Origin of the sequence: Bacillus sp. FJAT-18017 (assembly GCF_001278805.1) — a bacterium.
Taxonomy (GTDB): Bacteria; Bacillota; Bacilli; order Bacillales; family Cytobacillaceae; genus Bacillus_D.
The window spans coordinates 2,082,932-2,109,777 of record NZ_CP012602.1; the positions used below are offsets into that span (position 1 = coordinate 2,082,932).

Below are 26,846 nucleotides of genomic sequence, written 5' to 3' on the forward strand. Positions count from 1 at the left end.
TCGTATGAAGGCAAAAAAGGAAAGGCTTGATGTTCTGCTTGTTGAGAGGGGCCTTGCAGAAACTCGCGAAAAAGCTAAACGGTCAATCATGGCAGGCCTGGTATACACAAATGAAGAACGGCTTGACAAGCCCGGTGAAAAGATTAGTACTGACCTTCCGTTGACTATAAAAGGGAACCTGCTTCCTTATGTCAGCAGAGGAGGCCTGAAGCTAGAAAAGGCCTTGAAGGTTTTCGATGTAGAAGTCAAAGGCAAAACGATGCTCGATATCGGCTCCTCTACAGGTGGGTTTACGGATTGTGCTCTGCAAAATGGGGCAAAAATGTCCTACGCCCTTGATGTAGGTTATAACCAGCTGGCATGGAAGCTTCGTCAGGATGAACGTGTTGTCGTAATGGAACGGACAAATTTCAGGTATGTGACACCTGCCGATTTGGAAAGGGGCATGCCTGAATTTGCGACAATCGATGTTTCGTTTATTTCGCTTTCACTTATCTTTCCTGTTCTTGCAACGCTTCTAGTGCCTGGCAGTGATGTAATTGCGCTTGTTAAGCCGCAATTCGAGGCTGGCCGGGAACAGGTTGGGAAAAAAGGAATTGTTCGAGACGAAAAAGTCCATCTGATGGTTCTGGAGAAAACAATTGGGCTTGCGTTAGGGGAAGGCTTCAATGTTGCAGGCCTCTCGTATTCACCTATAACAGGCGGGGATGGAAATATCGAATTTTTGCTTCACCTGAAATGGGACGGAAAAGATGATGGAGGAAAAAACCTCTTGAATATCACTCCGGAACAAGTTGTAAAGGAAGCACACGCTATCCTCAAAACCAAGAAAACCGATGAAGAAGCTGCACCATGAGGCCGTTTGATGACGGCCCTCTGGGACAGCTTTTTTTCATAAGCTTATTAATACGCCTTTTAAATTTATGAGGCAGATTTAATAGGAGATAATAATAGTATTGCCTTTCTGGCTAGGAAGTCGGGAAACTCTCTATAAATGGATTGCAACCAAAGTTGGAGCAGTAATGTTTTTTTGATAAAAAACTTTAAAAAGGCGGTCCAAACTATATTATTCAGATAAATACCTTAATTTTTCACATGAATGATTGCACAACTGCGCCAAAATCAGCTAACATATGGGTAGAACCGACAAAATGTATAAACATACAAAAATGTTTTGATTGTCTGATGGGGTGAAATAGAATGAACAAAGGCCAGCGGCATATTAAAATCAGGGAAATTATAACGAGCAATGACATTGAAACCCAGGACGACCTGGTGGATGAACTTAGAATTGCCGGATTTAACGTTACACAGGCAACTGTTTCAAGGGACATTAAGGAGCTGCATCTGGTCAAGGTACCGCTGCAGGATGGCAGATATAAATACAGCTTGCCTGCTGACCAGAGATTTAACCCGCTTCAAAAACTGAAACGAACGATGATGGATGCATTTGTACGCATTGATTCGGCTGGCCATCTACTCGTCATGAAGACACTTCCCGGAAATGCAATGGCCATAGGTGCACTCATAGATAATCTGGATTGGGAAGAAATTTTAGGAACGATTTGCGGAGATGATACAATCTTGATCATTTGCAGGACGACCGAGGATACCGAGGCGATTACTGACAAATTCCTGGAAATGCTTTAGCTTGGGGGAATGCTTTTTGTTAACCGAATTATCAATAAAGAACTTTGCTATTATAGAAGCCCTTTCTGTTTCATTTGAGAAGGGGCTAACTGTTTTGACAGGGGAAACGGGTGCGGGAAAATCGATTATCATCGATGCAATCCATTTGCTGGTCGGCGGCAGAGGTTCATCAGAATTTGTACGCCATGGGGAGGAAAAGGCAGAAATTGAAGGTCTATTCTTACTTGATGACCAAAACCACCCATGTATAGAGAAAGCTGAAGAGTTCGGTATTGAAATTGAGGATTCAATGGTTGTCATCCGGCGCGATATATTTTTAAGCGGGAAAAGCGTTTGCCGTGTCAACGGAAAATTAGTTACTTTATCTGTTTTGAGGGAGATAGGCGGCACACTTGTCGATATCCACGGGCAGCATGAGCACCAGGAACTGATGAATGATGCGTTGCACCTGCCGTTACTGGACCAATTTGGCTCAAATGATATTCAACCTGCACTTGACGCATATCAGTCAATTTATCGGCAATATGAAGAAACACTATCAAAGCTGCGAAAGCTAAGCGAAAATGAACAGCAAATGGCCCATCGCCTGGATTTAATACAATTCCAGCTAGAAGAAATAAATAATGCCGGCCTTAAGGAAAATGAAGACGAAGAGTTGGCTGAAGAAAAACACCGCCTTGGAAATTTTGAAAAGATTTATGAGGCGATTCAGGCTGCGTATACTGCCTTGAAAGGTGATTCCCGGGCGCTTGACTGGGCTGGTGAAGCGATGGGCAGCCTGGAGGATGCAGCAGCTCTCGATACGGAATATAAAGAAATGGCGGAATCGGTTTCCAACAGCTACTACGCACTTGAAGATACTGCCTCCACGCTCCGTAATAGTCTCGACACACTCGAATATGATCCTCAGCGTCTGAGTGAAATAGAAGACAGGCTAACTGAAATTAACCAGCTTAAACGGAAATACGGCAGGACCATTGAAGAAATTCTTGCCTATCAAGAAAAAATCAAGGTTGAGATTGATGCCCTTCAGAACAAGGAAACCCATATTGGAAAGCTTGAAAAAGAACTTTCAAAGCTAAATGGCCAATTGACTAATGAAGCGGCAAAGCTCACCAGTTTAAGAAAAAGATGGGCGGACAGGCTGACCAAACTGATCCATAAAGAACTGAAAGACCTTTATATGGCAAAAACGGTCTTTGAAATCCGTTTTGGACGGGAGTCCCAGAATTTTACCCGCAGCGGCGTTGACAAGGTTGGATTTTTTATTTCCACCAATCCCGGCGAACCTTTGAAGCCACTTTCAAAGGTCGCTTCAGGAGGCGAACTTTCCCGTATTATGCTTGCTCTAAAAAGCATCTTTTCAAAGCATCAGGGAGTTACGTCAATTATATTTGATGAAGTGGATACTGGAGTCAGTGGAAGGGTGGCACAGTCAATCGCCGAAAAAATTTCTCGGGTTGCCAGCGGATCCCAGGTTCTTTGTATTTCCCACTTGCCTCAAGTAGCTGCCATGGCTGATACGCATCTTTTTATATCAAAGGTTACAAAAGGTGGAAGAACGAAAACATCGGTTGTGCCTCTAAATGAACAACAGAAAGTCGAAGAAATTGGCAGGATGATTTCTGGTGTCGAAATTACTGACTTGACAAAGGAACATGCCAAAGAACTCCTTACATTAGCCTCACAAATAAAGAATTCATGAAAAGCTATCCATTTTGGGTAGCTTTTTTATTTCTCTTGTGGTTATAAATGAATCAGAACCCGGCAAAATTATAGTTGTAGCCATTTTTAAAGAAAGAAGCAGCAAGCATTAGAAGCGAGGAGAGTGATGAATTTGAATTTAGGATTAATTAGAAAAATAATCGGTGGAATTCTCCTTGTTTCAATTATTGCTTTAACTAGCTGGAAACCATTCCAAAGCTATCTCCAAATACCAAATGAGATAACTGTTTTTCAGGGACAGGAGTTCTCGTTTGATAAAGCATTACCTGTAACCGCTTCGGTTGTCTCGAAATCGGATAACATTGTCCTGAACCAGACCGACCAACAGGTTTCCTTATCTGCAAAGGATTCAGGCGCAAGCTCAGTTGTCCTCGACCTCGCAGGCATTCCAATCAAAAAAGTCGATGTAAAGGTGCTCAAAGGATTTAAGGTGTATCCGGGTGGCCAATCTATTGGTGTAAAACTGAATTCTGTTGGAGTCCTGGTTGTGGGGCATCATCAAGTTGACACCTCAAACGGACGTAAATCACCAGGAGAACTTTCCGGGATCAAAGTGGGAGATATAATTACTGAGATCAATGGACAGCGAATTGAAAAAATGGCTGACGTAGCACCGTTGGTTCAGGAAGCTGGCAAGACTGGAAAAGCGCTCAAACTTTCGATTACCAGGGAAAATGGAAAGGTTAAAGCCAATCTAATGCCATTAAAGGAAAAAGGTGCGGATAACTATAAGCTCGGCCTATATATCCGGGATTCAGCGGCAGGTATTGGGACTATGACCTTTTACCACCCTGATTCAAAGAAATATGGAGCCTTGGGACATGTCATCTCAGATATGGACACCAAGAAGCCAATTGTAGTGGAAAACGGCCAAATTTTACGCTCTACTGTCACTTCAATAGAAAAAGGATCTAATGGAAACCCTGGCGAAAAGCTTGCAAGGTTTTCTGATGATAAGCAAATTATCGGAAATATAAAGCGAAACAGCCCATTCGGGATATTTGGCAAATTGAATAGGGATATCGATAACGGCATCATAGATAAGCCGATGCCAATCGCCTTATCTCATCAAGTAAAAGAAGGGCCAGCGCAAATTCTTACTGTTGTCGATAACGACAAAGTGGAAACCTTCAACATTGAAATTGTAAGCACGATTCCGCAAAAATTCCCTGCAACAAAGGGAATGGTCATTAAGGTGACCGATCCGAAGCTTCTTCAAAAGACTGGCGGCATTGTCCAGGGGATGAGTGGCAGTCCCATCATCCAGGACGGGAAACTAATCGGTGCGGTAACGCATGTATTTGTAAACGACCCCACCTCTGGTTATGGGGTGCACATCGAATGGATGCTTTCGGAAGCGGGAATTGACATATATGAAAAGCCGGAATCAAAAGCAAGCTGAGTGATTTTGGTTGGATTAGAGGCCCATAAGCGGGCCTTTTTTCATTTTATTTTACGAAGTGATAACAGTGCTGATTGAAGTGAATGGCCCGAAGACTTGTTCGAAAAATCCTGATCCTCAATTATACTAACGCATAATATCGTCCAACAATTATTCTTGGAATATTTTTTCCTTGTGGAATCGCATAAGCCCATGAGATGTTAATTCATGGAAGCTTATTCAATTTGCTAACGGGAAAAGGATTAGTGATGCTCTATTGACGACCGTGTGCTCCATTTCTAAGCAATCCGGGTCGTCAAGGGCCTTTATTGACGACCGTGCCCTTCATTTCTAAGCAATCCGGGTCGTTAAGAACCTTTATTGACGACCATGCCCCTTATTTCGCAGCTATCCGGGTCGTCAAGAATCTTTATTGACAACGGCACCCTTGCGTTTCTTAACCATTATAATCGTCAGGACTTTTAGTAACGGCCGTTTTCTCTCTTACTTACTCTTTGCTAATAAAAGGTAGAGCCTGCAGGCATTAATAGTTAATGCGGAAGCGGCTTTGTTAGCCCCTGTAAGTGGTTCTCGAAAATCCTATAAGCTTGGGGTTGGGAGCTCGGCTGTGATGACAATAACAAAATATTTTTCGACAAAATCGCAGATTAAAGCGAAAAGAGTCGAAATAAAGAGAATTAACGAGATAAATAAAGATAATCGCAATTTATATGAGTTTTTTGAGAAAATTTTACTTCCGTGCAGGAATTATAGTTGCATTGTCGAATTTGTCCTTTAGAATAGAAAATAGATTGGTTATGAGATTACTTGGAACTTGAGGAGGTAACTGGGAGTGAAGAAAATTAAAGTTTGCGTCGTTGACGATAACCGTGAATTGGTAGGGTTACTGGATGATTATATATCGTCTCAGGATGACATGGAGGTAGCTGGCGTTGCGCATAATGGCCAGGAATGCCTGGAAATGTTGGAAGAAGTAAATCCAGACGTACTTGTTTTGGATATTATTATGCCTCATCTTGATGGGCTTGCTGTTCTTGAGAGGATGCGCGAGATTAAAAATGGACCAATGCCGCATGTCATTATGCTGACTGCATTCGGTCAGGAAGATGTGACCAAAAAGGCTGTGGAGCTGGGGGCGTCCTATTTTATTTTGAAACCGTTTGATATGGAAATGCTCGGCAATCACATTCGCACTGTAAATGGCAAATCAAGTTCTGTTACGAGGAAAGGCCACTCCTCAAGCTTCCGTTCCCATTCCGAGCAAAAGCCAAGGAATCTGGATGCGAGCATCACCACCATCATTCATGAGATTGGTGTTCCGGCGCATATTAAAGGGTACCTATACCTCCGTGAAGCAATTTCAATGGTTTACAATGACATCGAGTTGCTTGGATCCATTACAAAAGTTTTATATCCGGATATTGCCAAAAAATACAACACGACTGCAAGCCGTGTCGAGAGGGCAATCCGCCATGCGATTGAAGTAGCCTGGAGCCGCGGGAATATTGACTCAATCTCCTCCTTGTTCGGCTACACGGTCAGCATGACCAAAGCAAAACCGACTAATTCTGAATTCATCGCAATGGTAGCTGACAAGCTTAGGCTTGAACATAAAGCTTCTTAGTTCAGCGATTCCTCTAAATTTCCAAACAAAGATCCCTCTTTAGCTCTGTGCTAAAGGGGGATTTTTTTGGAGTATAACATATAATGAAAAAGGGTAGAGGTAAAGGCATAGAGAATTTATAGCAATAGGGGGAATTGAAATGACTTTGATATTTGCTCATCGCGGATACAAGTCATTGTATTCGGAAAATACAATGACTGCTTTTATTGAAGCTGAAAAGGCTGGTGCCGAAGGGCTGGAGCTGGATGTTCAATTAACGAAAGATGGGGTTCCTGTCATTATACATGACGAAAAGGTAGACAGGACGACGGGAAATACAGGTTTTGTAAAAGATTTTACATATACGGAGATCAAAAAGTTGAATGCCGATTTTAAAAAGATGTCCCCAAAGGGGTCTGAACCAATCCCAACACTCGAGGAAGTGCTGGAATGGCTAAAGGACACAAATCTTAACTGCAATATTGAATTTAAAAACGGGATATTTCCCTATGCGAGTATGGAGGAAAAGTCAATAAGCCTTGTCAGGAAGTATGGGCTGGAAAAACGTGTGATTCTTTCTTCCTTTAATCATTACAGTGTGGTCCAGTGCTTAAGAATTGATCCTGAAATAGAAACAGCGCCACTTTTTGCGGAACTAGTCTATAAACCATGGGTATATGCGAAAGCTTTAGGAGCCAAAGGGATTCATCCGAAATATATATATGCGTCTGACGACATTATTAGGGAATCCGTATCTAATGGTGTTGCGGTAAGGCCTTATACAGTAAATCGGGAAAAGGACATGGAAAGGTTATATAAAGCTGGCTGTACGGCTCTTATAACTGATAATCCGGCGCTTGCACTCGAGATAAAAAACAAAAAAGGAAAGAGGCCGTAAATTCTGCCCTTTCCTTTTATTTGTTTTTAAAGCGGTCCTGGACTTTATTGCGTTTTCGATCTCGATAAAGCACAAAGCCGGCCACGAAGCCAAGCCCTGTTACAAAAAGAATGAAACCAGTCAAAAATTGCAGCCATAGGAGCCCAAAAGGTTCCAATAGTTTGCCAAAGAGCATATCCCGCATTAATTTTACTCCATAAGCTGCCAAAAACCCTGGGACCAACATAACAAGAAGAGCAGCCAAACGTTTCATCTATTCATTCCCCAATCAAAGATATTCCCTAAAAAAATCATAAGCTAAGATAAAAATTTGTCAAGAAAGTTTAGAACCGTTAGAATTAACATGAAAAAGGTTGCAGGTTCATGGCGCTTACTCCATGAAATTGTTTGCGGAGTAATTCCTATTTCTGTAAAGGGAGGCATCAAGTTTGCCGAGTGTGATGATCATTGGTGCAGGTAAAGGCGGTACTGCGATACTTAAAATGCTTAAGGAAGCAGAAATCTTTGATGTGAAGGCTGTTATAGACAGGAACGAGGATGCCCCAGGTATATTTCTTGCCAGGAGCGAGGGGATTCCCACGGGGGGAGATTGGAAGCCATTTATGGCCTGTAATCATGATATCATTATTGAGGTTACAGGAGACCCTACTGTTTTTCCCGAATTAAAAAAGGCTGCATCCGATGCAATTCTGATACCGGGGAGCGTAGCATTCTTGATCGCTACCTTGATGGAATTAAAGGAAGATTTAATCGAGCGGCTAAAAAATGAGTCGTATAAACAGGAATTGATTTTTAGTTCCGCAAGCGATGGCATGATTGTCATTGACCAAAAAGGAATAATCACTCTTTTTAACAGCAGAGCATCAGAAATGGTAGGAGTCAGCAGAGAGCTTGCCCTTGGCAGCCACATCCATGAAATCATCCCTTCAAGCAGGCTGCCCCTGATCCTTAGCTCTAGAAGGATTGAAGCCAATCAGGAAATGGTCCTGGTTAATGGTGTGAAAATTATTACGACGAGGATCCCAATCATTGATGAACAAGGAATTCTTTTAGGTGCCTTTGCCGTATTCAAAGATATTTCTGAGGTACTCAGCCTTGCGGAAGAAATAACAAATCTCAAGGAAATACAAACAATGCTTGAAGCAATTATCCAATCCAGCGATGATGCCATTTCCGTTGTTGATGAAGAAGGAAGGGGCATTCTTGTAAATCCTGCTTATAACAGGATAACTGGACTTACGCGGGAGCAAGTGATTGGTAAGCCCGCCACTGCGGATATTTCCGAAGGGGAAAGCATGCATTTGAAGGTGCTTAAAACTAGGCGTGCGGTCCGTGGTGTTCCTATGAGAGTTGGCCCAAATAAAAAGGAAGTAATTGTCAATGTAGCACCAATTATTGTAGAAGGAAAATTAAAAGGCAGTGTTGGCGTTATTCACGACATGTCGGAAATCCAGACACTGAACCGTGAGCTTTCACGTGCCAGGCAGATTATCCGGACACTTGAGGCTAAATATTCTTTTGATGACATTATCGGAAAATCAGAGGAAATGCTCCTTGCCACCGAACAGGCGAAACTGGCGGCAAAAACACCAGCGACCGTTCTTCTTAGGGGAGAATCCGGTACCGGTAAAGAGTTGTTTGCCCACGCAATACATAATGCAAGTGATAGGAAGTTCAATAAGTTTATTCGGGTCAATTGTGCAGCGTTGTCCGAAACGCTTTTGGAGAGCGAGTTGTTCGGCTATGAGGAGGGTGCTTTTTCCGGGGCAAAAAGAGGCGGAAGGCGTGGCTTGTTTGAAGAGGCGAATAACGGAAGCATTTTCCTGGATGAAATAGGTGAATTATCGGCTAATACCCAGGCGAAATTATTAAGGGTGCTTCAGGAAAGGGAAATTATCCGGGTAGGCGGCACCAAAGCCATTCCAATTAATGTCCGGATCATTGCGGCAACGAATGTCAATCTAGAAAAAGGGATTGCAAGCGGTACGTTTAGAGAAGACCTTTATTATCGAATCAATCGCCTTCCTATCCATATTCCTCCGCTTAGGAATCGGCTGGAGGAAGTGCCGTTGTTATGCGAGAGGCTGATTCATAAAATCAATCAGGATTATGGCCGCAATGTTGAGGGTGTAACAGAGGCGGCAATGCTTCATTTAATGGAATATGATTGGCCGGGGAATGTTAGAGAGCTGGAGAATATACTGGGCAGGGCAATTATTTTCATGGGATACAATGAAACGATTATTGATGTCAATCATCTTCCAGACCTTAAGAAACGTACCTCATCAAGCAGGGTTGCCTTACCAGGCCTATCAGCTACTGAATCAATGCCTCTTGCAGAGATGGTTGAAAAATATGAAGCTGCAATCATTAGCCGTACTCTTGCACAGACAAATGGAAATAAGACAAAAACGGCAAAGATTTTGGGGCTGTCAATTAGAAATCTGTATTATAAGCTTGAAAAGTATAATCTTGAAAATACAAGCATGCAATAATTTGCATGGTCTGCAATTTATTTCGTAAAAATAACGCTTTTTATTTTTCTATCATTATAAAAAGCAGTGGTTTCGTTTTTGGCACGGTTCTTGCATTTTTGTTTTTCGGGGGAATTACCCCGGCAAAGGGGATGATTGCAAAGTGTTTCTTGATGCTCTTCTAGAAAGATCAGTGCAAAGTACGAAAAGAACAGTGGCAGTTGCCGCGGCAGCCGACGAAGAGGTTCTCGAATCAGTTGCTGAAGCCATCCGCCATGGAATGGCTAAGTTTATCCTGTTCGGTAACAGCGAGCATATAGAAACCATTCTTGAACAAATTCAGCTTGGACTTGCAAAGAATACTTCCATTATCATTAGGGACGTTCAGGAAATAAATGAATCGGCAATTGAAGCAGTAAAAGCAGTCAGTTCAGGAACAGCACAAGTCTTGATGAAGGGCGATATCCAAACTTCATTGATTTTAAGAGCTGTTTTAAATAAGGAGTATGGGCTTAGATCAACCGGTATTTTGTCCCACACTGCAGCATTTAATATTCCTGGATACGAAAGGCCGATTTTTGTAACCGACGCTGCCATGAATATAGCTCCTAATCTGGAGGAAAAAGCGAGAATTATTCAAAATGCAGTTTCGCTTGCGACTGCTTTAGGGATTAATAATCCAAAAGTTGCTCCAGTTTGTGCTGTTGAAACGGTTAACCCTGCCATGCAGGCGACACTTGATGCTGCAGAGCTTGCTGCAATGAATCAAAAAGGCGTAATAGATGGCTGTATTATTGAAGGTCCCCTGGCACTTGATAATGCAATTTCACCCCTTGCTGCCGAACACAAGGGCATCATAGGGGATGTGGCTGGAAGAGCAGATATTTTACTCATGCCTTCAATTGAGGCAGGTAATATCTTGTATAAATCTCTTGTTTATTTTGCCAATGCAAAAGTCGGTGGTGTTTTATGTGGGGCCACGTCTCCAATTGTCCTCACTTCACGCTCCGATTCTTCGGAAAGCAAGCTTTATTCACTTGCTTTGGCGCTATGCTCGTCTTCAAGTGCAATTTGAAAATAGAGGAGGAACAACAAATGGAAATCTTCAAGTATATGGAAAAGTATGATTATGAGCAATTGGTATTCTGTCAGGACAAGCAATCCGGTTTAAAGGCAATCATTGCCATTCATGATACAACGTTAGGACCAGCACTTGGCGGAACCAGGATGTGGACATATGACTCCGAGGAAGCAGCTATTGAAGACGCACTAAGGCTTGCACGTGGGATGACCTACAAAAATGCCGCAGCCGGCCTGAATCTCGGCGGGGGAAAAACAGTCATTATCGGTGACCCGCGCAAGGATAAAAATGAAGAAATGTTCCGTGCGTTTGGCCGGTATATTCAAGGTTTGAATGGAAGATACATCACCGCGGAAGATGTTGGCACAACAGTTGCAGACATGGATTTGATTCATGAGGAAACCGACTATGTGACAGGAATTTCTCCAGCGTTCGGCTCATCCGGCAATCCATCACCGGTTACAGCCTATGGCGTATATAGGGGAATGAAAGCCGCAGCAAAAGAAGCGTTTGGTTCCGATTCGCTTGAGGGCAAAACAATTGCGATTCAAGGTGTGGGGAATGTAGCCTATAACCTGTGCAAGCATCTTCATGAAGAAGGAGCCAATCTGATTGTTACTGACATCAATAAGGAAGCTGTTAAGCGGGCAGTTGAAGAATTTGGTGCCAAAGCAGTTGATCCTGACGAAATTTATAGTGTTGAATGTGATATTTACGCACCATGCGCACTAGGGGCAGTAATCAATGATGATACTATTCCTCAGCTTCGCGCAAAAGTCATTGCAGGAGCAGCAAACAACCAGCTGAAGGATACCCGCCACGGGGATACCATTTATGAGATGGGCATTGTCTACGCGCCAGACTATGTCATTAATGCTGGCGGTGTCATTAACGTAGCTGATGAGCTTCACGGCTATAACAGGGAGCGCGCTATGAAGAGAGTCGAGCAAATCTATACCAATATTGAGAAGGTAATGGAAATAAGCAAACGCGATGGTATACCAACTTATGTAGCAGCAGACCGTATGGTCGAAGAACGGATCAGTAAACTACGCAATTCCAGAAACCAATTTTTGCAAAATGGCCACCATATTCTGAGCAGACGATAATCAATAAACATTACGTCAAAACTTGGCCACGCTTAGCCGCATGTGCTTTATTGGCATGCGGCTTTACCTTAAATGCAGGGTTTGCCCATTAGGGAATATGAACTGAGGGTGACCGGCCATAATATCAGTTTTTTTGGAGGTCTTGTATGAAGCAAAGCAAAAACTATCGCATCCTCGTCATTAATCCCGGCTCTACCTCAACAAAAATCGGCATCTATGACAACGAGCGTCCGGTAATGGAAAAGACAATCCGACATGAATCTGAGGATATTGCTTCTTATGAGAGCATCATTGACCAATACGAATTCCGTAAACAGACGATTTTGGAAACACTTCATGAAGAGGGTATCAATATCTCAAAGCTGAGTGCTGTTTGCGGAAGGGGAGGACTGCTCCGCCCTATCGAAGGTGGTACATATTCAGTAAACGGGACAATGCTTGCTGATCTTCGAGCAGGATATGCAGGGCAGCATGCATCCAATCTGGGAGGCATTCTTGCTTATGAGATTGCATCTGGTTTAAATATCCCGGCCTATATTGTTGACCCTGTCGTCGTAGACGAGTTACAGGATATTGCCAGAATTTCGGGTCTTTCATTAATTCAGCGTAAAAGCATTTTTCACGCACTCAATCAAAAAGCGGTGGCAAGAAGAGTCGCAAGGGATTTAGGCAAGAGCTATGAAAGCTTGAATTTGATTGTCACACATATGGGCGGCGGGATTACTGTGGGCGTCCATAAAGGCGGCCGTGTTATTGATGTAAATAACGGCCTTCATGGTGAAGGCCCATTTAGTCCTGAACGGGCAGGTACTGTTCCTGTCGGCGATCTCGTCAGTCTTTGCTTTTCCGGCGAGTATTACCGTGATGAAGTTATGAAAAAACTAGTCGGACAGGGTGGTCTTTTCAGCTATCTCGGAACGAGTGACGCAGTAAAAGTAGAGAAAATGATAGAAAAAGGTGACGAAAAGGCAAGGCTAGTATATGAAGCTATGGCCTATCAGGTTGCCAAGGAAATTGGTTCCGCAAGTGCTGTCCTTGCCGGAAAAGTGGATGCTATCATTCTTACTGGTGGGCTTGCTTATGGCAAGGATTTCGTCAAATTGATCACAGACCGGATTGACTGGATTTCCGATTGTTTCATCCACCCCGGCGAAAATGAACTGCAGGCATTGGCTGAAGGTGCGCTTCGCGTGCTTCGCGGTGAGGAAAGTGTAAAGGAATATCCAAATAAAATCCGCTATTAAATAGCAGGAGGATAAAGCATGGCTCAGGAATATGATTTGGTCATTTTGGGCGGAGGAACAGGCGGTTATGTGGCCGCAATCCGCGCCTCTCAGTTAGGCTTGAAAACTGCAATTGTCGAGAAGGGGAAGCTTGGGGGAACTTGCCTTCATAACGGATGTATCCCTTCCAAGGCATTGCTAAGAAGCGCCGAAGTTTATGTTACAGCTAAAAAGGGCGAGGAGTATGGCATTATTGCTAGGGATGTCACTTTTGATTTTGGGAAGGTTCAGGAGAGAAAGAATAAGATTGTCTCCCAACTGCATAAGGGTGTCCAGCACCTAATGAAACAGGGGAAAATCGATGTTTTTAAAGGGACCGGCCGAATTCTGGGGCCATCCATTTTCTCGCCGATGCCTGGTACAATTTCCGTTGAAATGAATGATGGCACCGAGAACGAAATGCTCATTCCCAAAAATGTCATTGTTGCAACTGGCTCTAGGCCCCGTTCACTGCCGGGCCTGGACATTGACGGTACATATGTCCTGTCTTCGGATGAGGCACTGAGGCTTGAAGCCTTGCCGCAATCAATTGTGATTGTTGGCGGTGGAGTTATTGGGATTGAATGGGCATCAATGCTATCCGATTTTGGTGTCGAGGTAACCGTTCTTGAGTATGCTCCGAGGATTATACCAACCGAGGATCACGAAATCTCAAAGGAAATGCAGCGGCTTTTGAAAAAGCGCGGCGTAAAGATTGTAACAAGTGCAAAAGTCCTTCCTGAGACTCTAACTATAGAAGAGGGTGTCTCTATTTCTGCTGAAGTCAAAGGCCAGCTCAAGGAATATAAGGCAGAAAAAATCCTTGTATCAGTAGGCAGGCAAGCCAATGTCGAAGGAATCGGCATCGAGAATACTGATATTCAGATTGAAAAAGGATTCGTTGCAACAAACGAATATTATCAAACAAAAGAATCGCACATATACGCAATTGGCGATGTAATTGGCGGTTTGCAGCTTGCACATGTTGCTTCTCACGAGGGCATTACTGCAGTTGAACATATTGCTGGAAACAATCCAAACCCAATTGATTACACGCTTATTTCCAAATGCATTTACAGCCATCCTGAAGCTGCGAGCGTTGGATTGACCGAAGAAGAAGCAAAGGAAAAAGGCTACAATGTCAAGACTGGAAAGTTTTCTTTCAGGGCAATTGGCAAAGCACTTGTGTTTGGAGAATCAGATGGGTTTGTTAAAATCATTGCTGACGCAGACACAGATGATTTACTTGGTGTCCATATGATCGGACCACACGTAACAGACATGATTTCCGAAGCCGGGCTTGCAAAAGTACTGGATGCAACTCCTTGGGAAATTGCCCATACGATTCATCCACATCCAACATTGTCAGAGGCTATAGGGGAAGCCGCGCTGGCAGTCGATGGCATAGCGATTCACTCTTAAAAAACCTTAGCTTCTAAATGGATTAATCAATACGAACACATGGGAGGTACTTGATATATGGTTGAAAACCGCCACCACGCTCTGGACCTGAGCGATGAAAAGGTTCTTGAAATGTATGAAACAATGCTTCTTTCCCGGCGACTGGATGAACGGATGTGGCTTTTAAACCGTTCCGGAAAGATTCCCTTCGTCATTTCTTGCCAGGGACAGGAAGCTGCTCAAATCGGGGCAGCATTTGCACTCGATAAGGAAAAAGACTATGTCCTTCCATATTACAGGGATTTAGGAGTTGTTTTGACTTTTGGAATGACACCAAGGGAATTGATGTTATCTGCCTTTGCAAAAGCAGAAGATCCAAATTCCGGAGGCCGTCAGATGCCAAGCCACTTTGGCCAAAAGAAAAATCGGATTGTTACAGGTTCATCACCTGTAACAACACAAGTCCCACATGCAGTAGGGATTGCTCTGGCCGGAAAAATGGAAGGGAAAGATCTTGTTACGTTTGTCACGTTCGGTGAAGGCTCATCAAACCAGGGTGATTTCCATGAAGGCGCCAATTTTGCCGGAGTTCATAAATTGCCTGTCATTTTAATGTGCGAAAACAACAAGTACGCCATTTCTGTTCCAATTGAAAAGCAGCTTGCCTGTGAGAATGTGTCAGACAGGGCAATTGGCTATGGAATGCCTGGCTATACGATAGATGGGAATGACCCGCTTGAAGTCTATAGGGTTGTCAAGGAAGCAGCCGACCGCGGTCGGCGTGGAGAAGGTCCGACACTTGTTGAAACGATTTCCTATAGACTTACTCCACATTCTTCCGACGATGATGACAGGGCATACCGCGCACCGGATGAAGTTGCCGAAGCAAAGACTAGGGATCCGATTATTACATTTGGCGCTTATTTAAAGGAAACGGGCGTTATGGATGATGAATTGGAGAAGAAAATCAATGAGCGCGTCATGAAGCAGGTCAACGAAGCAACAGAGTATGCAGAGAATGCTCCTTATGCAAAGCCTGAGGACGCCCTCAATTATGTCTACGCTGAAGACAAGGGGGATGCATAATGGCTGTTATTTCTTATATTGATGCTGTAACAATGGCAATCCGTGAAGAGATGGAGAGAGACTCTAAAGTTTTTGTCCTTGGTGAGGATGTAGGCCGCAAAGGCGGGGTTTTTAAAGCAACCGTCGGGCTGTACGACAAGTTCGGGGAAGAACGTGTGATTGACACCCCGCTTGCTGAATCTGCGATTGCCGGTGTCGGAATTGGAGCTGCCATGTATGGCATGAGGCCTATTGCTGAAATGCAATTCGCCGATTTCATCATGCCAGCAGTCAACCAGATTATTTCCGAAGCAGCGCGCATCCGCTATCGCTCCAATAATGACTGGAACTGCCCGATCGTTATCCGTGCTCCTTATGGAGGAGGCGTCCATGGGGCGTTGTACCACTCCCAATCAGTTGAGGCCATTTTTGCAAACCAGCCTGGTTTGAAAATTGTTATGCCTTCGACTCCTTACGATGTAAAAGGTCTGCTCAAGGCAGCAATCCGTGATGATGACCCGGTCCTTTTCTTTGAACATAAACGGGCTTACCGCCTAATCAAGGGTGAAGTTCCTGATACGGATTATACGCTTCCGATTGGTAAGGCTGATGTTAAACGTGAGGGCGAAGATATTACCGTCATTACCTATGGCCTTTGTGTCCACTTTGCTTTGCAGGCTGCCGAGAAGCTTGCAAAGGATGGCATTTCTGCACACATCCTCGATCTTCGGACGGTATATCCGCTTGATAAGGAAGCCATTATCGAAGCTGCTTCCAAAACCGGGAAGGTCCTGCTTGTTACAGAGGACAATAAAGAAGGCAGCATTTTGGGAGAGGTATCAGCAATTATTGCTGAAAACTGCCTGTTCGATCTTGATGCTCCAATTAAAAGGCTTGCCGGACCGGATATACCGGCCATGCCATATGCCCCGACAATGGAGAAATTCTTCATGATGAATCCGGAAAAGGTAGAGAAGGCCATGCGGGAGCTTGCGGAATTTTAAAAGCCGTTCCCTTTAATATGTATGAAGGAGTGACTTCATTTTGGCAATTGAACAAATTAAAATGCCGCAGCTGGGAGAGAGTGTTACGGAAGGTACCATTAGTAAATGGCTCGTTTCCCCTGGCGATAAAGTTAACAAATACGATCCGCTCGCTGAGGTTATGACGGACAAAGTGAATGCAGAGGTACCATCCTCCTTCACCGGGACCATCAAGGAATTGATTGCAGGTGAAGGGGATACCCTTGCTGTTGGAGAAGTTATCTGCACGATAGATGTTGGCGGAGAGGGAGCTGTTGTACCTGCTGAAACAGTAGAGACAGTTGAAGCGGGAACTTCCATAGCGTCTGCTGAACAGAACCAGCCTGCCGCAGTTGCGGTTAGGGAGTCAGGAGAAGGATTCGGCAAGGCTCGGTATTCACCGGCAGTCTTAAAACTTAGCCAGGAACACGGTATTGATCTCAACCAGGTCTCCGGTTCTGGGGCTGGAGGGCGAATTACTCGCAAGGACTTGCTGAAGCTTATCGAATCAGGCACTATTCCTCAAGCTGGAGCAGAAGCATCAAAAGCTGCGGAAACCCGGACAGAACCGGCAACTCTGGCTGATACCCAACAACCTGCTGCGAAACCTGCCCAGGAGAAGGCTCCTATTTCGATTCCGACACTGCCTGGTGATATTGAAATACCGGTCACTGGAGTCCGCAAGGCGATTGCAGCGAACATGCTGCGCTCAAAACATGAAGCACCACATGCTTGGACAATGGTTGAAGTCGATGCGACATCCCTTGTTGAGTATCGGAATTCACTTAAGGATGAGTTCAAAAAGAAGGAAGGTTTCAACCTGACATTTTTCGCCTTCTTTGTAAAAGCAGTCGCACAGGCTCTAAAAGAATTTCCACAAATGAATTCAATGTGGGCAGGAGATAAGATTATCCAGAAAAAAGACATTAATATTTCGATTGCAGTCGCAACCGATGATGCGCTTTTTGTCCCTGTCATTAAAAATGCTGATGAGAAAACGATTAAAGGCATTGCCCGTGAAATCTCGGAGCTTGCTGTTAAGGTACGCGATGGGAAGCTTACAATGGACGAAATGCAAGGCGGCACATTCACAGTGAATAATACCGGCTCATTTGGCTCAGTCCAGTCAATGGGGATTATCAACTATCCTCAGGCTGCCATCCTGCAAGTCGAATCAATCGTCAAACGCCCGGTTGTCATGAACAATGGCATGATCGCAGTCCGTGACATGGTGAATCTTTGCCTTTCGCTCGACCACCGTGTCTTAGATGGCCTTGTTTGCGGCCGATTCCTTCAGAGGGTCAAGGCAATTATTGAGAACATGTCCAAGGAAAACACGTCAATTTATTAATAACACTTAAGGCTGACCAAAGTCTTGAATTTGGTCAGCCTTCTTTATTGGTGAGGCCAAGTTGATGGTTGATATTCTATGTCTATTAAGGCTTCGCGACCTCGGTTTTGTCACATGGGGCAGGTTCTATGTTACCTTTTAAGGCTTCTCGACCTTGGGTTTGTCACATAGGAAGGTTCTATGTTACCTTTTAAGGCTTTCCAACCTCGGGTTTGTCACATAGCCAGGTTCTATGTTACTTTTTAAGGCTTCTCGGCCTCGGGTTTGTCACATAGGAAGGTTCTATCTTTCCTTTACGGGTTTCGAGACCTCTAGTCGGTAACATAACTAGTTTAAAACCAGAACTTTTGCTTTGCAGGGCATATAGAATTCTTCTTCATTGCCTGGAATAGCCCGCTATACTACAATTAAAGCGAGAAGTTTTTAGAATCTTTGAACAAGAGCTGAAAAGGGGTGAGCTGCCTATTGGCAGGGCATATGGGGATAGGGAAACTAATGGACTATCAATTTAATAACTATACCGTCGATGAATGGAGAGAAAAAGCAGAACAAGCCTTGAAGGGAAAAACGGTAGAATCACTTTGCAGCAGCACATATGAAGAGATTGTTTTGAAACCGCTTTATTCAGCAGATGATAAAAAAAATCCTGGATTCGCTGGAAAGCCTGACTACCGCAGGGGAATTTACCAAAATGGCTATCAAGAGAAGCCATGGCGGATTGCACAAAAAATTGTCGCTATATCTCCTGAGGAATTAAGGGAGAAGCTTAAGGACGCGGCGGCGAATGGGCAAACCGCGATTGCCCTTGAGGTTGGTCCTGAATTTACCGCAGCACACGGAGAGGTAATTGGTCACTTTGCTAAAAGCCATCCTTTTGCGATTAAAACAACCACTGGAATTGATTCTGTACTAGAAAAGCTTGAAAAGAAGGCAGGCCAGGGCGTCCTCTCAGGATACATAGCCTTTGATCCTATCTTACTTTATGAAAAAGAAGTCAATCATGAAGACTGGGCTGAATCCATTAAGACTGCGGCTGTACGGGAGCCAGTGCTTAGAACAGTAATGGTTGATACAGGTGTGTACCATGTGAGGGGTGCCAATGCAGTACAGGAGCTAGCGGCAGCCGCCGCAACAGGAGTTTCCTATATTGAAAGCTTGCTTGATGCCGGTATGGACATTGATGATATAGTAGACAAGTTTGTTTTCAACTTTCAGATTGGTTCGGAATTTTTTATGGAAGTTGCCAAGCTAAGGGCAGCCCGGATCATTTGGGATAAGATAGCTGAAGTATATGGGGCTAGTGAAGTGAAGCGGAAGATGGTGATAGCCGCTGAAACCTCCAAATTTACCCTTACGCTTTTTGATTCTCATGTCAATTTATTGCGAACAGGAAATGAAGCCTTTGCTGCTGTCCTTGGGGGAGTCCAGTATTTACATGTTGATACATATGATAGTTTGACAGGCGCAACTCCTTTTTCAGAACGGATTGCCAGGAATATTCAGCTTATCCTAAAGGAAGAAGCGCACCTTGATAAGGTGGCAGACCCTGCGGGAGGCTCGTGGTTCATCGAAGAGCTTACCGAACAGCTCGCAGAAAAGGCTTGGGAGCTTTTTTGTAAAATCGACCATCACGGAGGCATGGTGGCTTCGCTTCAATCTGGCTGGATCCAAACTGAGATTGAAAGAACACTTAATAACAGACTTATTGATAGTAAAAATAGAAAGCGCAGTATTATTGGCACAAACGTTTATGCCAATCTTGCAGAAGAAACGCCAAAAGGGATGCCAGTTTTAAACATACCTATACCGACCAGGCTATCGGTGCCATTTGAGGAGCTCAGGATAAAGGCTAAAGAGCTTGAAACTGCAGGGGTAAACACCGAATTTGGCCTGATTTGTCTTGGGGACATCAGGGACCATAAACCTCGGGCTGATTTTGTGGAAGGCTTCCTTTCCCCGGGCGGTATCCGTACAGTTCGAAGTGGAGCCATGTTCACGGTTGAAGACGCATTAACCTTTATAGAAGAAAAAGGAATCCCTAATTTTTGTATCTGCTCTAGTAATGAGTTATACGAAGAGGTTGGACTCGAAATTGCCAGCCAGTTGAAGAAAAAGCATCCCGATATTAATTTGTATCTGGCGGGACAACCGGGAAACAGCCAGGAATGGGAAGCAGCTGGCATACATGATTTCATTCATGCCAAAAGCAATTGTTATCAATTTATTAACAGCATCCTAAATGGATTGGAGGTGCCAGGAAATGCGCAATAAACCAGATTTTCAGACAATCTCGCTTTTTAAAAAAGAGCAGCATGAGCATGTAGCAATAAAATCTGAGCCCTTGCTGAAGGAAAACAATAACTTTCTTTTTGAAACGAATGAAGGTATTGCCTTGAAATCAGTATACAATGAAGCCGATTTGAACGGTTTGGAGCATCTTGATGACAAACCAGGACTGCCTCCATTTACACGAGGACCTTATCCGACCATGTATGTTAATAGGCCGTGGACTGTCCGTCAATATGCTGGATTTTCGACTGCGGAGGAAAGCAATGCGTTTTATAGGCGAAATCTTGCAATGGGACAAAAGGGTTTGTCAGTAGCATTCGACCTTGCTACCCATCGAGGATACGACTCTGACCATGAAAGAGTTGTCGGCGATGTTGGCAAGGCGGGGGTGGCCATCGATTCGATTCTTGATATGAAGACTTTATTCAATGGAATTCCCCTCGACCAAATGTCAGTTTCAATGACAATGAATGGAGCTGTCCTGCCGGTGCTGGCTTTTTATATAGTCACTGCCGAGGAGCAGGGTGTGACAAAGGATAAGCTTTCTGGAACAATCCAAAATGATATTTTGAAGGAGTATATGGTCCGAAATACATATATATATCCTCCTGAAATGTCGATGAGAATTATCGCCGACATTTTTGCCTATACGTCACAGTTTATGCCAAAGTTCAACTCCATCAGTATTTCAGGATATCATATGCAGGAGGCAGGAGCGCCAGCGGATATTGAGCTTGCCTATACGCTTGCAGATGGACTTGAGTATGTCAGGACCGGGCTTAAGGCTGGGATTGAAATCGATTCATTTGCACCAAGGCTTAGTTTCTTCTGGGGAATAGGCATGAATTATTTCATGGAAGTGGCAAAAATGAGGGCAGCCCGGTTCATTTGGGCAAAAATGATGAAGAATTTCAACCCGAAGAGCGAAAAGTCGCTTGCTTTGAGAACCCACTCACAAACTTCCGGCTGGAGCCTGACTGAGCAGGATCCTTTCAATAATGTGATGAGAACTTTAATTGAAGCGCATGCTGCCGCAATGGGTCATACCCAATCGCTTCATACAAACGCTCTTGATGAGGCAATTGCCCTTCCAACCGATTTTTCAGCCCGAATCGCCCGAAATACTCAGCTTTTCCTCCAGGAAGAAACAGGAATTACAAAAGTAATTGATCCATGGGCTGGCTCCTATTATGTTGAGGCATTAACAAATGATTTGATTAAACGTGCTACTGCCCATATCGATGAAATTGAACAATTAGGCGGGATGGCAAAGGCGATTGAAACCGGTCTGCCGAAGATGAAAATCGAAGAAGCCGCAGCCAGAAGGCAGGCATTGATCGACTCAGGAAAGGAAATAATTGTCGGAGTAAACAAATATAAAGCAAACGAAGAAGAACCTCTCGATATCCTGGATATTGATAATACCGCGGTCAGGCATCGCCAAATTGAAAAATTAAATGAATTAAAAGCAAACAGGGACAGCCAGGCTGTTGCTGAAGCTCTAGCTCAATTGGAGGAAGCAGCAAAGAGCGGCAAAGGCAATTTGCTGGAGTTCGCAGTTGAAGCCGCAAGGGCAAGGGCGACACTCGGGGAAATTTCTGAAGCAGTTGAAAAGGCTGCCGGGCGCCATAAAGCTTCCATTCGCTCCATTAGCGGGGTTTACAGTTCAACTTTCTCCAAAGAAGAAGAAATTGAATTGGTTCAGCAAATGGCCGAGGAATTCCTGGAAAACGAGGGAAGACGCCCAAGGATTTTGATTGCAAAAATGGGACAGGACGGACACGACCGCGGGGCGAAGGTCATTTCCACAGCTTTTGCGGACCTTGGCTTCGATGTCGATATTGGCCCGCTCTTTCAGACACCTGCAGAAACCGCGATGCAGGCTGTGGAAAATGATGTCCATGTCGTTGGCTTTAGTTCACTGGCTGCCGGCCATAAGACGTTGCTTCCAGAGCTTGTAAAGGAACTAAGGAAGCTTGGAAGGCCTGATATTCTCGTTGTAGTTGGCGGGGTCATTCCCTCCAAGGATTATCAGTTTTTATATGAAAATGGTGCTTCCGCTATTTTCGGACCCGGAACAGTCATTCCAGTTGCTGCCCAGGATATTATCAAACAGATCTACAAATCGCTTGGGTACGAGGAAGTGTAAATGGGCAAAAAGGATGATAACACCATGAAGGAGAACAAGCCAGTATTTAAAAAGCAAAGCAGTAAGGAATTTGAGGCTGCTGAATTTGCAAAACAAATTCAGGAGGGGAGCAGGAGCGCGCTTGCCAGAGGAATTACTCTCATTGAAAGCAATGCTTCTCACCATTTTAAAGATGCACAGACTCTTTTGCAAAAATTGCTGCCCTTCACCGGCCATTCCATCAGGGTTGGAATAACTGGTGTTCCAGGTGCAGGCAAAAGCACCTTTATCGAGGCTTTCGGCCTGTATCTTTGCGAAATGGGCCATAAGGTAGCCGTGCTTGCGGTAGATCCCAGTTCCTCAGTAACCGGAGGCAGCATCCTCGGGGATAAGACTCGGATGGAACAGCTTTCCCGGCATCCATCAGCCTTCATCAGGCCATCCCCCTCTGCAGGAAGACTTGGGGGTGTACATAGGAAAACTCGTGAATCGATGTTGCTATGTGAGGCTTCTGGTTATGATGTAATCCTTGTCGAGACCGTTGGAGTAGGCCAAAGTGAAGTTTCGGTCAGGGAGATGGTGGATTTTTTTCTGCTGCTCACCCTGACCGGAGCTGGAGACGAGCTTCAAGGAATGAAAAAAGGCATTATGGAGCTTGCGGATGCAATTATTGTCAACAAGGCAGATGGAGAAAACCAAAGGCTTGCTGAGAAAACGGCTCATGAATATAGAAAAATTCTCCACTTCCTTCAGCCGGCAACTGTTGGCTGGGAAACGAAGGCACTCGCCTGTTCAGCGATTACCAAAAAGGGCATTCCGGAAATCTGGGACACAATAGGGGAATTCGCCAAAATCGGAGAGAAATCAGGAACATGGGATGACAGGCGTAGAAAACAGCTCCAAGATTGGTTTCACAACGTTATATCCGATCAACTTCATTACAGTTTCTATCAAAATGATAAAGTAAAATCCATGCTTCCTACTATCGAAAAAGAAATTCTTCAAGGCGGGATTACTCCAGCGCGTGCTGCAGAAATCCTTCTTTCGCAGTTCTATAAAAATTGTAATTAATTTTGCATAATTTTGTGCGTTTAGATTATTTTTTGTGAATAAAAAATGCATATCTATACAATCATATACAAAAAAAGGGGATAGCACATAGTGCTATCCAATAAATTAGGGAGTTTAGGGGTATGGATCTAGCTGTATTCTTTACTTTCCCATTATGGAAAAGGTGTAAACCTTATCCATAAATTTTTCTCTTTAATTGAAAAAAGTTTATTTTCCCTGTTATGATAGAATATAAGTTGTATATTGATATGAGGGAGTGATTCCATTGACAATGAATTTTAATTTGTTCATGAACGATGTTGTCCGCCAGGCTCGGGATGAAATTTCTGCAGCCGGCTATACAGAATTAAAGACACCTGAAGAGGTTGAACAAGCTTTTGATAAAGAAGGAACAACTTTGGTCATGATTAATTCTGTATGCGGGTGCGCAGGCGGGATTGCAAGACCAGCTGCGGCCCACGCGCTTCACTATGATAAGCGCCCCGATCATTTAGTGACTGTTTTTGCCGGACAGGACAAGGAAGCAACCGAAAAAGCACGCGGCTTTTTTACAGGATATCCACCATCCTCTCCATCTTTTGCCCTGCTAAAGGACGGAAAAATCTGCACCATGCTTGAGAGACATGATATTGAAGGCCATGAGCCGATGGCTGTCATTCAAAAGCTTCAAGACGCATTCGATAAGTACTGCGAAGAATTATAAAAAGCATAAATCACTTGCCCGTCACGCTTTTTGCGTAGCGGGTTTTTTTATGCCTTCGGGCAGCTGGAAAAAATCAGAAAATTAATTTTTAAAAATAGTATTGAATAATTATTAAAACGTGTTAAAATTCATTAATGTGAATAAAAATTAGTCCATTCTTACTTGATTGGAAAGGATTCGAGCTTGTCTGTAATGGGTAAAAGTTTATCGATTATTCTGAAAAATAAAGGGAGGAAATTATAATGAAAAAAGGTTTAGTTCTATTTTTGGCTATGGCTCTTGTTATCGGCATTTTAGCGGCATGTGGTTCCAGTGAAGATAACACAAATGGAGGCGGAGCAGAGGAAAAGAAAACACTTACGATGGCTACCTCAGCTGATTACCCGCCATTTGAATATATTGATACAAAAAAAAGTGATGAAATCATCGGTTTTGATGTTGATTTGGCAAAAGCACTTGGTGAAAAGCTTGGCTATGAAATCGAGGTAAAAGATATGGACTTCAATAGTCTTGTTCAGGCGCTGAAATCAGGACAAGCAGACCTAGTCCTTGCAGGTATGACACCAACTGAAAAACGGAAGAAGAATGTTGATTTTTCTGATATCTACTATACCGCTTCCCATTTGATTGTGACTAAGGACAGCAGCATTAAAAAACTTGAAGATCTTGAAGGCAAGACTGTTGGTGTCCAGCTCGGATCGATCCAGAGCGATAAAGCAAAGGAACTTCAAAAAGAAGTAGATTTCAAAATTGAAGACCGTAATAGAATCCCTGATTTAATCCAAGAAATTAAATCTGGAAGGTTTGACGCAGCAATTATTGAAGATACAGTCGCTAAAGGTTTCATTGAAAACGAAGAAGGTTTCTCAGGATTTACAATTTCCGAAAATCCAGAAGAAGCAGGTTCTGCGATTGCATTTGCGAAGGACAGCGAATTGACTGATAAGTTCAATGCCGAACTGAAAAAAATGAAGGAAAACGGCGAACTCGATAAATTGGTTGTTAAATGGTTTGGCGGGGAAGAATAGAGGGGAAAATTGAAACGTTCAGAAGGCATCGCCTTTCTGGACGTTTTTACAGTTGACCCCACGCTGCGCGACTAACCATCAGTGGGGGATGAATAACCCCCACTGATGGAAGGTTCACATTATATAGAGAGGAATGATTTTTAAGTGGGACTGGATTTCGCACAAATCGTCCCTTCCTTGCCATATATACTGGAAGGGATTTGGGTAACATTAGGTATCGTTCTTGTTGCAGGTATTTTAGGATTTATTCTTGGTATTATCCTTTCGATTTTCAAAATTAGTAATATTAAGCCGCTTGCCTGGTTCGCGGATGCTTATACAAGTGTGTTCAGGGGAACGCCACTTGTGCTGCAGCTGATGATTATTTATTTCGGTTCTCCGCAATTACTGGGCTATCAAATTGATATGCACGTTGCTGCGATCCTGTCTTTTGGATTGAACTCAGGTGCTTACATTTCCGAAATTATCAGGGCCGGCATTCTTGCGGTTGACAAAGGGCAGAGGGAAGCCGCTATGGCACTGGGCGTTCCGTCCCGCCCAATGATGCTTGACATCATCCTGCCGCAGGCTATGAAAAATATACTCCCAGCTCTAATGAATGAATTCATTACGCTGACAAAAGAATCAGCCATTGTAACGACCATTGGCGTCGCGGATATTATGCGGAGGTCTTACCAGGTAGGGGCCGAATATTATGCCTACCTTGAACCGCTTCTTTTTGCCGGCTTAATTTATTATCTAATGGTCATTACATTGACCTTCCTTGGAAAGGGTGTTGAAAGGAGGATGAGACGCAGTGATTAAAGTTAGTGAATTGCGTAAAAACTTTGGAAAGCTCGAAGTATTGAAGGGGATCACAACTGAAATTGCAGAGAGAGAGGTAGTTGCGATCATTGGTCCATCAGGTTCGGGTAAGTCAACGTTCCTTCGCTGCATGAACATGCTTGAAACTCCAACAAGCGGCCGTATCTGGATTGGCGAACATGAAATTACAGATAAGAAAACCAATATTATGAAAGTACGTGAGAATGTCGGGATGGTTTTTCAACACTTTTACCTGTTTCCACATAAAACTGTCCTTCAAAATTTGACGTATGCACCTATGAAGGTGAAAGGTCTTTCAAAAGCAGAGGCAGAAAAAATTGGATATGAGCTTTTAGAAAGAGTTGGATTATCCGATAAGGCTAGCGAATATCCAGGCAGACTGTCAGGCGGGCAAAAGCAGCGTGTAGCGATTGCAAGGGCGCTGGCGATGCAGCCCACTGTGATGCTGTTCGATGAACCGACGTCTGCACTTGACCCTGAAATGGTTAAAGAGGTTCTGGATGTTATGAAATCGCTCGCCCACACCGGGATGACGATGGCGATTGTTACACACGAGATGGGGTTTGCACGCGAAGTAGCGGACAGAGTCTTGTTCTTGGATGGTGGTGTTCTTGTCGAGGATGCACCGCCAGAACAATTCTTTTCGAACCCAAAAAGCAGCCGCGCCCAGGAGTTTTTGCAAAAAATGCTTTAATAGAGTTATCATGGAAAAGATGGTCGGATGATCATCTTTTCTTTGTTATTGTAGAGTCGGAGCTT

At 43.9% G+C, this 26,846-nt stretch carries 22 protein-coding genes; 21 read left to right on the forward strand and 1 reads right to left on the reverse strand.

Going from position 1 to position 26,846, the window contains the following annotated elements; all coding sequences use genetic code 11:
• Positions 1 to 4: 4 nt before the first annotated feature.
• The 6 genes from AM500_RS09555 (at position 5) to AM500_RS09580 (ending at position 7,278) form a co-directional block, all read left to right on the forward strand.
• Positions 5 to 856 carry a TlyA family RNA methyltransferase gene (locus AM500_RS09555; protein WP_053599002.1) on the forward strand — a complete coding sequence of 284 codons (852 nt, stop codon included), beginning with the start codon at positions 5 to 7 and terminating at the stop codon, positions 854 to 856.
• A gap of 344 nt (positions 857 to 1,200) precedes the next feature.
• Entirely contained in the window at positions 1,201 to 1,650 is a 450-nt protein-coding gene (ahrC, locus tag AM500_RS09560; RefSeq protein WP_053599003.1) for a transcriptional regulator AhrC/ArgR, read from the forward strand.
• A 16-nt stretch (positions 1,651 to 1,666) separates the two neighbouring features.
• Complete coding sequence (gene recN, locus AM500_RS09565) at positions 1,667 to 3,355, forward strand: DNA repair protein RecN (protein WP_053599004.1); 1,689 nt, start codon at positions 1,667 to 1,669, stop codon at positions 3,353 to 3,355.
• Positions 3,356 to 3,481: 126 nt separating this feature from the next.
• Positions 3,482 to 4,777, forward strand: a complete 1,296-nt coding sequence (gene spoIVB, locus AM500_RS09570) for a SpoIVB peptidase (RefSeq protein WP_053599005.1) — start codon at positions 3,482 to 3,484, stop codon at positions 4,775 to 4,777.
• Between the two features lie 832 nt (positions 4,778 to 5,609).
• The gene (gene spo0A / locus AM500_RS09575; protein ID WP_053599006.1) at positions 5,610 to 6,401 is read left to right on the forward strand and encodes a sporulation transcription factor Spo0A; all 792 of its coding nucleotides are present in this window, start codon (positions 5,610 to 5,612) and stop codon (positions 6,399 to 6,401) included.
• 139 nt (positions 6,402 to 6,540) lie between these two features.
• Positions 6,541 to 7,278 carry a glycerophosphodiester phosphodiesterase gene (locus AM500_RS09580; RefSeq protein ID WP_053599007.1) on the forward strand — a complete coding sequence of 246 codons (738 nt, stop codon included), beginning with the start codon at positions 6,541 to 6,543 and terminating at the stop codon, positions 7,276 to 7,278.
• A gap of 16 nt (positions 7,279 to 7,294) precedes the next feature.
• Here AM500_RS09580 and AM500_RS09585 read toward each other — a convergent pair whose 3' ends face one another.
• Positions 7,295 to 7,531 carry a DUF2627 domain-containing protein gene (locus AM500_RS09585; protein ID WP_043932836.1) on the reverse strand — a complete coding sequence of 79 codons (237 nt, stop codon included), beginning with the start codon at positions 7,529 to 7,531 and terminating at the stop codon, positions 7,295 to 7,297.
• A 175-nt stretch (positions 7,532 to 7,706) separates the two neighbouring features.
• Between AM500_RS09585 and AM500_RS09590 the strand changes: the two genes are divergently transcribed.
• The 15 genes from AM500_RS09590 (at position 7,707) to AM500_RS09660 (ending at position 26,781) form a co-directional block, all read left to right on the forward strand.
• Positions 7,707 to 9,773, forward strand: a complete 2,067-nt coding sequence (locus AM500_RS09590; RefSeq protein ID WP_053599008.1) for a sigma-54 interaction domain-containing protein — start codon at positions 7,707 to 7,709, stop codon at positions 9,771 to 9,773.
• A gap of 142 nt (positions 9,774 to 9,915) precedes the next feature.
• Positions 9,916 to 10,827 carry a phosphate butyryltransferase gene (gene yqiS, locus AM500_RS09595; RefSeq protein WP_053599009.1) on the forward strand — a complete coding sequence of 304 codons (912 nt, stop codon included), beginning with the start codon at positions 9,916 to 9,918 and terminating at the stop codon, positions 10,825 to 10,827.
• Positions 10,828 to 10,847: 20 nt separating this feature from the next.
• Positions 10,848 to 11,942: a branched-chain amino acid dehydrogenase gene (gene bcd, locus AM500_RS09600; RefSeq protein ID WP_053599010.1), complete on the forward strand. Its 1,095-nt coding sequence runs from the start codon at positions 10,848 to 10,850 to the stop codon at positions 11,940 to 11,942.
• A 146-nt stretch (positions 11,943 to 12,088) separates the two neighbouring features.
• Positions 12,089 to 13,186 carry a butyrate kinase gene (gene buk / locus AM500_RS09605; RefSeq protein ID WP_053599011.1) on the forward strand — a complete coding sequence of 366 codons (1,098 nt, stop codon included), beginning with the start codon at positions 12,089 to 12,091 and terminating at the stop codon, positions 13,184 to 13,186.
• Positions 13,187 to 13,204: 18 nt separating this feature from the next.
• Entirely contained in the window at positions 13,205 to 14,626 is a 1,422-nt protein-coding gene (gene lpdA / locus AM500_RS09610; RefSeq protein ID WP_053599012.1) for a dihydrolipoyl dehydrogenase, read from the forward strand.
• Between the two features lie 57 nt (positions 14,627 to 14,683).
• Positions 14,684 to 15,691, forward strand: coding sequence for a thiamine pyrophosphate-dependent dehydrogenase E1 component subunit alpha (locus tag AM500_RS09615; protein ID WP_053599013.1), 1,008 nt, complete (start codon positions 14,684 to 14,686; stop codon positions 15,689 to 15,691).
• Positions 15,691 to 16,674: an alpha-ketoacid dehydrogenase subunit beta gene (locus tag AM500_RS09620; protein WP_043932843.1), complete on the forward strand. Its 984-nt coding sequence runs from the start codon at positions 15,691 to 15,693 to the stop codon at positions 16,672 to 16,674. Before AM500_RS09615 ends, AM500_RS09620 begins: the two co-directional genes overlap by 1 nt.
• 40 nt (positions 16,675 to 16,714) lie before the next feature.
• Positions 16,715 to 18,043: a dihydrolipoamide acetyltransferase family protein gene (locus tag AM500_RS09625; RefSeq protein ID WP_053599014.1), complete on the forward strand. Its 1,329-nt coding sequence runs from the start codon at positions 16,715 to 16,717 to the stop codon at positions 18,041 to 18,043.
• A 465-nt stretch (positions 18,044 to 18,508) separates the two neighbouring features.
• Entirely contained in the window at positions 18,509 to 20,314 is a 1,806-nt protein-coding gene (locus tag AM500_RS09630; RefSeq protein ID WP_053599015.1) for a methylmalonyl-CoA mutase family protein, read from the forward strand.
• Positions 20,304 to 22,481: a methylmalonyl-CoA mutase gene (gene scpA / locus AM500_RS09635; protein WP_053599016.1), complete on the forward strand. Its 2,178-nt coding sequence runs from the start codon at positions 20,304 to 20,306 to the stop codon at positions 22,479 to 22,481. The genes AM500_RS09630 and scpA overlap by 11 nt, the downstream gene beginning before the upstream one ends.
• A complete protein-coding gene (gene meaB / locus AM500_RS09640; RefSeq protein WP_053599017.1) occupies positions 22,482 to 23,531 on the forward strand; it encodes a methylmalonyl Co-A mutase-associated GTPase MeaB in 1,050 nt (349 codons plus the stop codon).
• 265 nt (positions 23,532 to 23,796) lie between these two features.
• Positions 23,797 to 24,234 carry a BrxA/BrxB family bacilliredoxin gene (locus AM500_RS09645; RefSeq protein ID WP_053599018.1) on the forward strand — a complete coding sequence of 146 codons (438 nt, stop codon included), beginning with the start codon at positions 23,797 to 23,799 and terminating at the stop codon, positions 24,232 to 24,234.
• Between the two features lie 242 nt (positions 24,235 to 24,476).
• On the forward strand, positions 24,477 to 25,262 hold the full coding sequence (locus tag AM500_RS09650; RefSeq protein WP_053599019.1) for a transporter substrate-binding domain-containing protein: 786 nt from the start codon (positions 24,477 to 24,479) through the stop codon (positions 25,260 to 25,262).
• 144 nt (positions 25,263 to 25,406) lie between these two features.
• Positions 25,407 to 26,066, forward strand: a complete 660-nt coding sequence (locus AM500_RS09655; RefSeq protein WP_053599020.1) for an amino acid ABC transporter permease — start codon at positions 25,407 to 25,409, stop codon at positions 26,064 to 26,066.
• Entirely contained in the window at positions 26,059 to 26,781 is a 723-nt protein-coding gene (locus tag AM500_RS09660; protein WP_053599021.1) for an amino acid ABC transporter ATP-binding protein, read from the forward strand. The genes AM500_RS09655 and AM500_RS09660 overlap by 8 nt, the downstream gene beginning before the upstream one ends.
• The last annotated feature ends 65 nt before the right edge of the window (positions 26,782 to 26,846 follow it).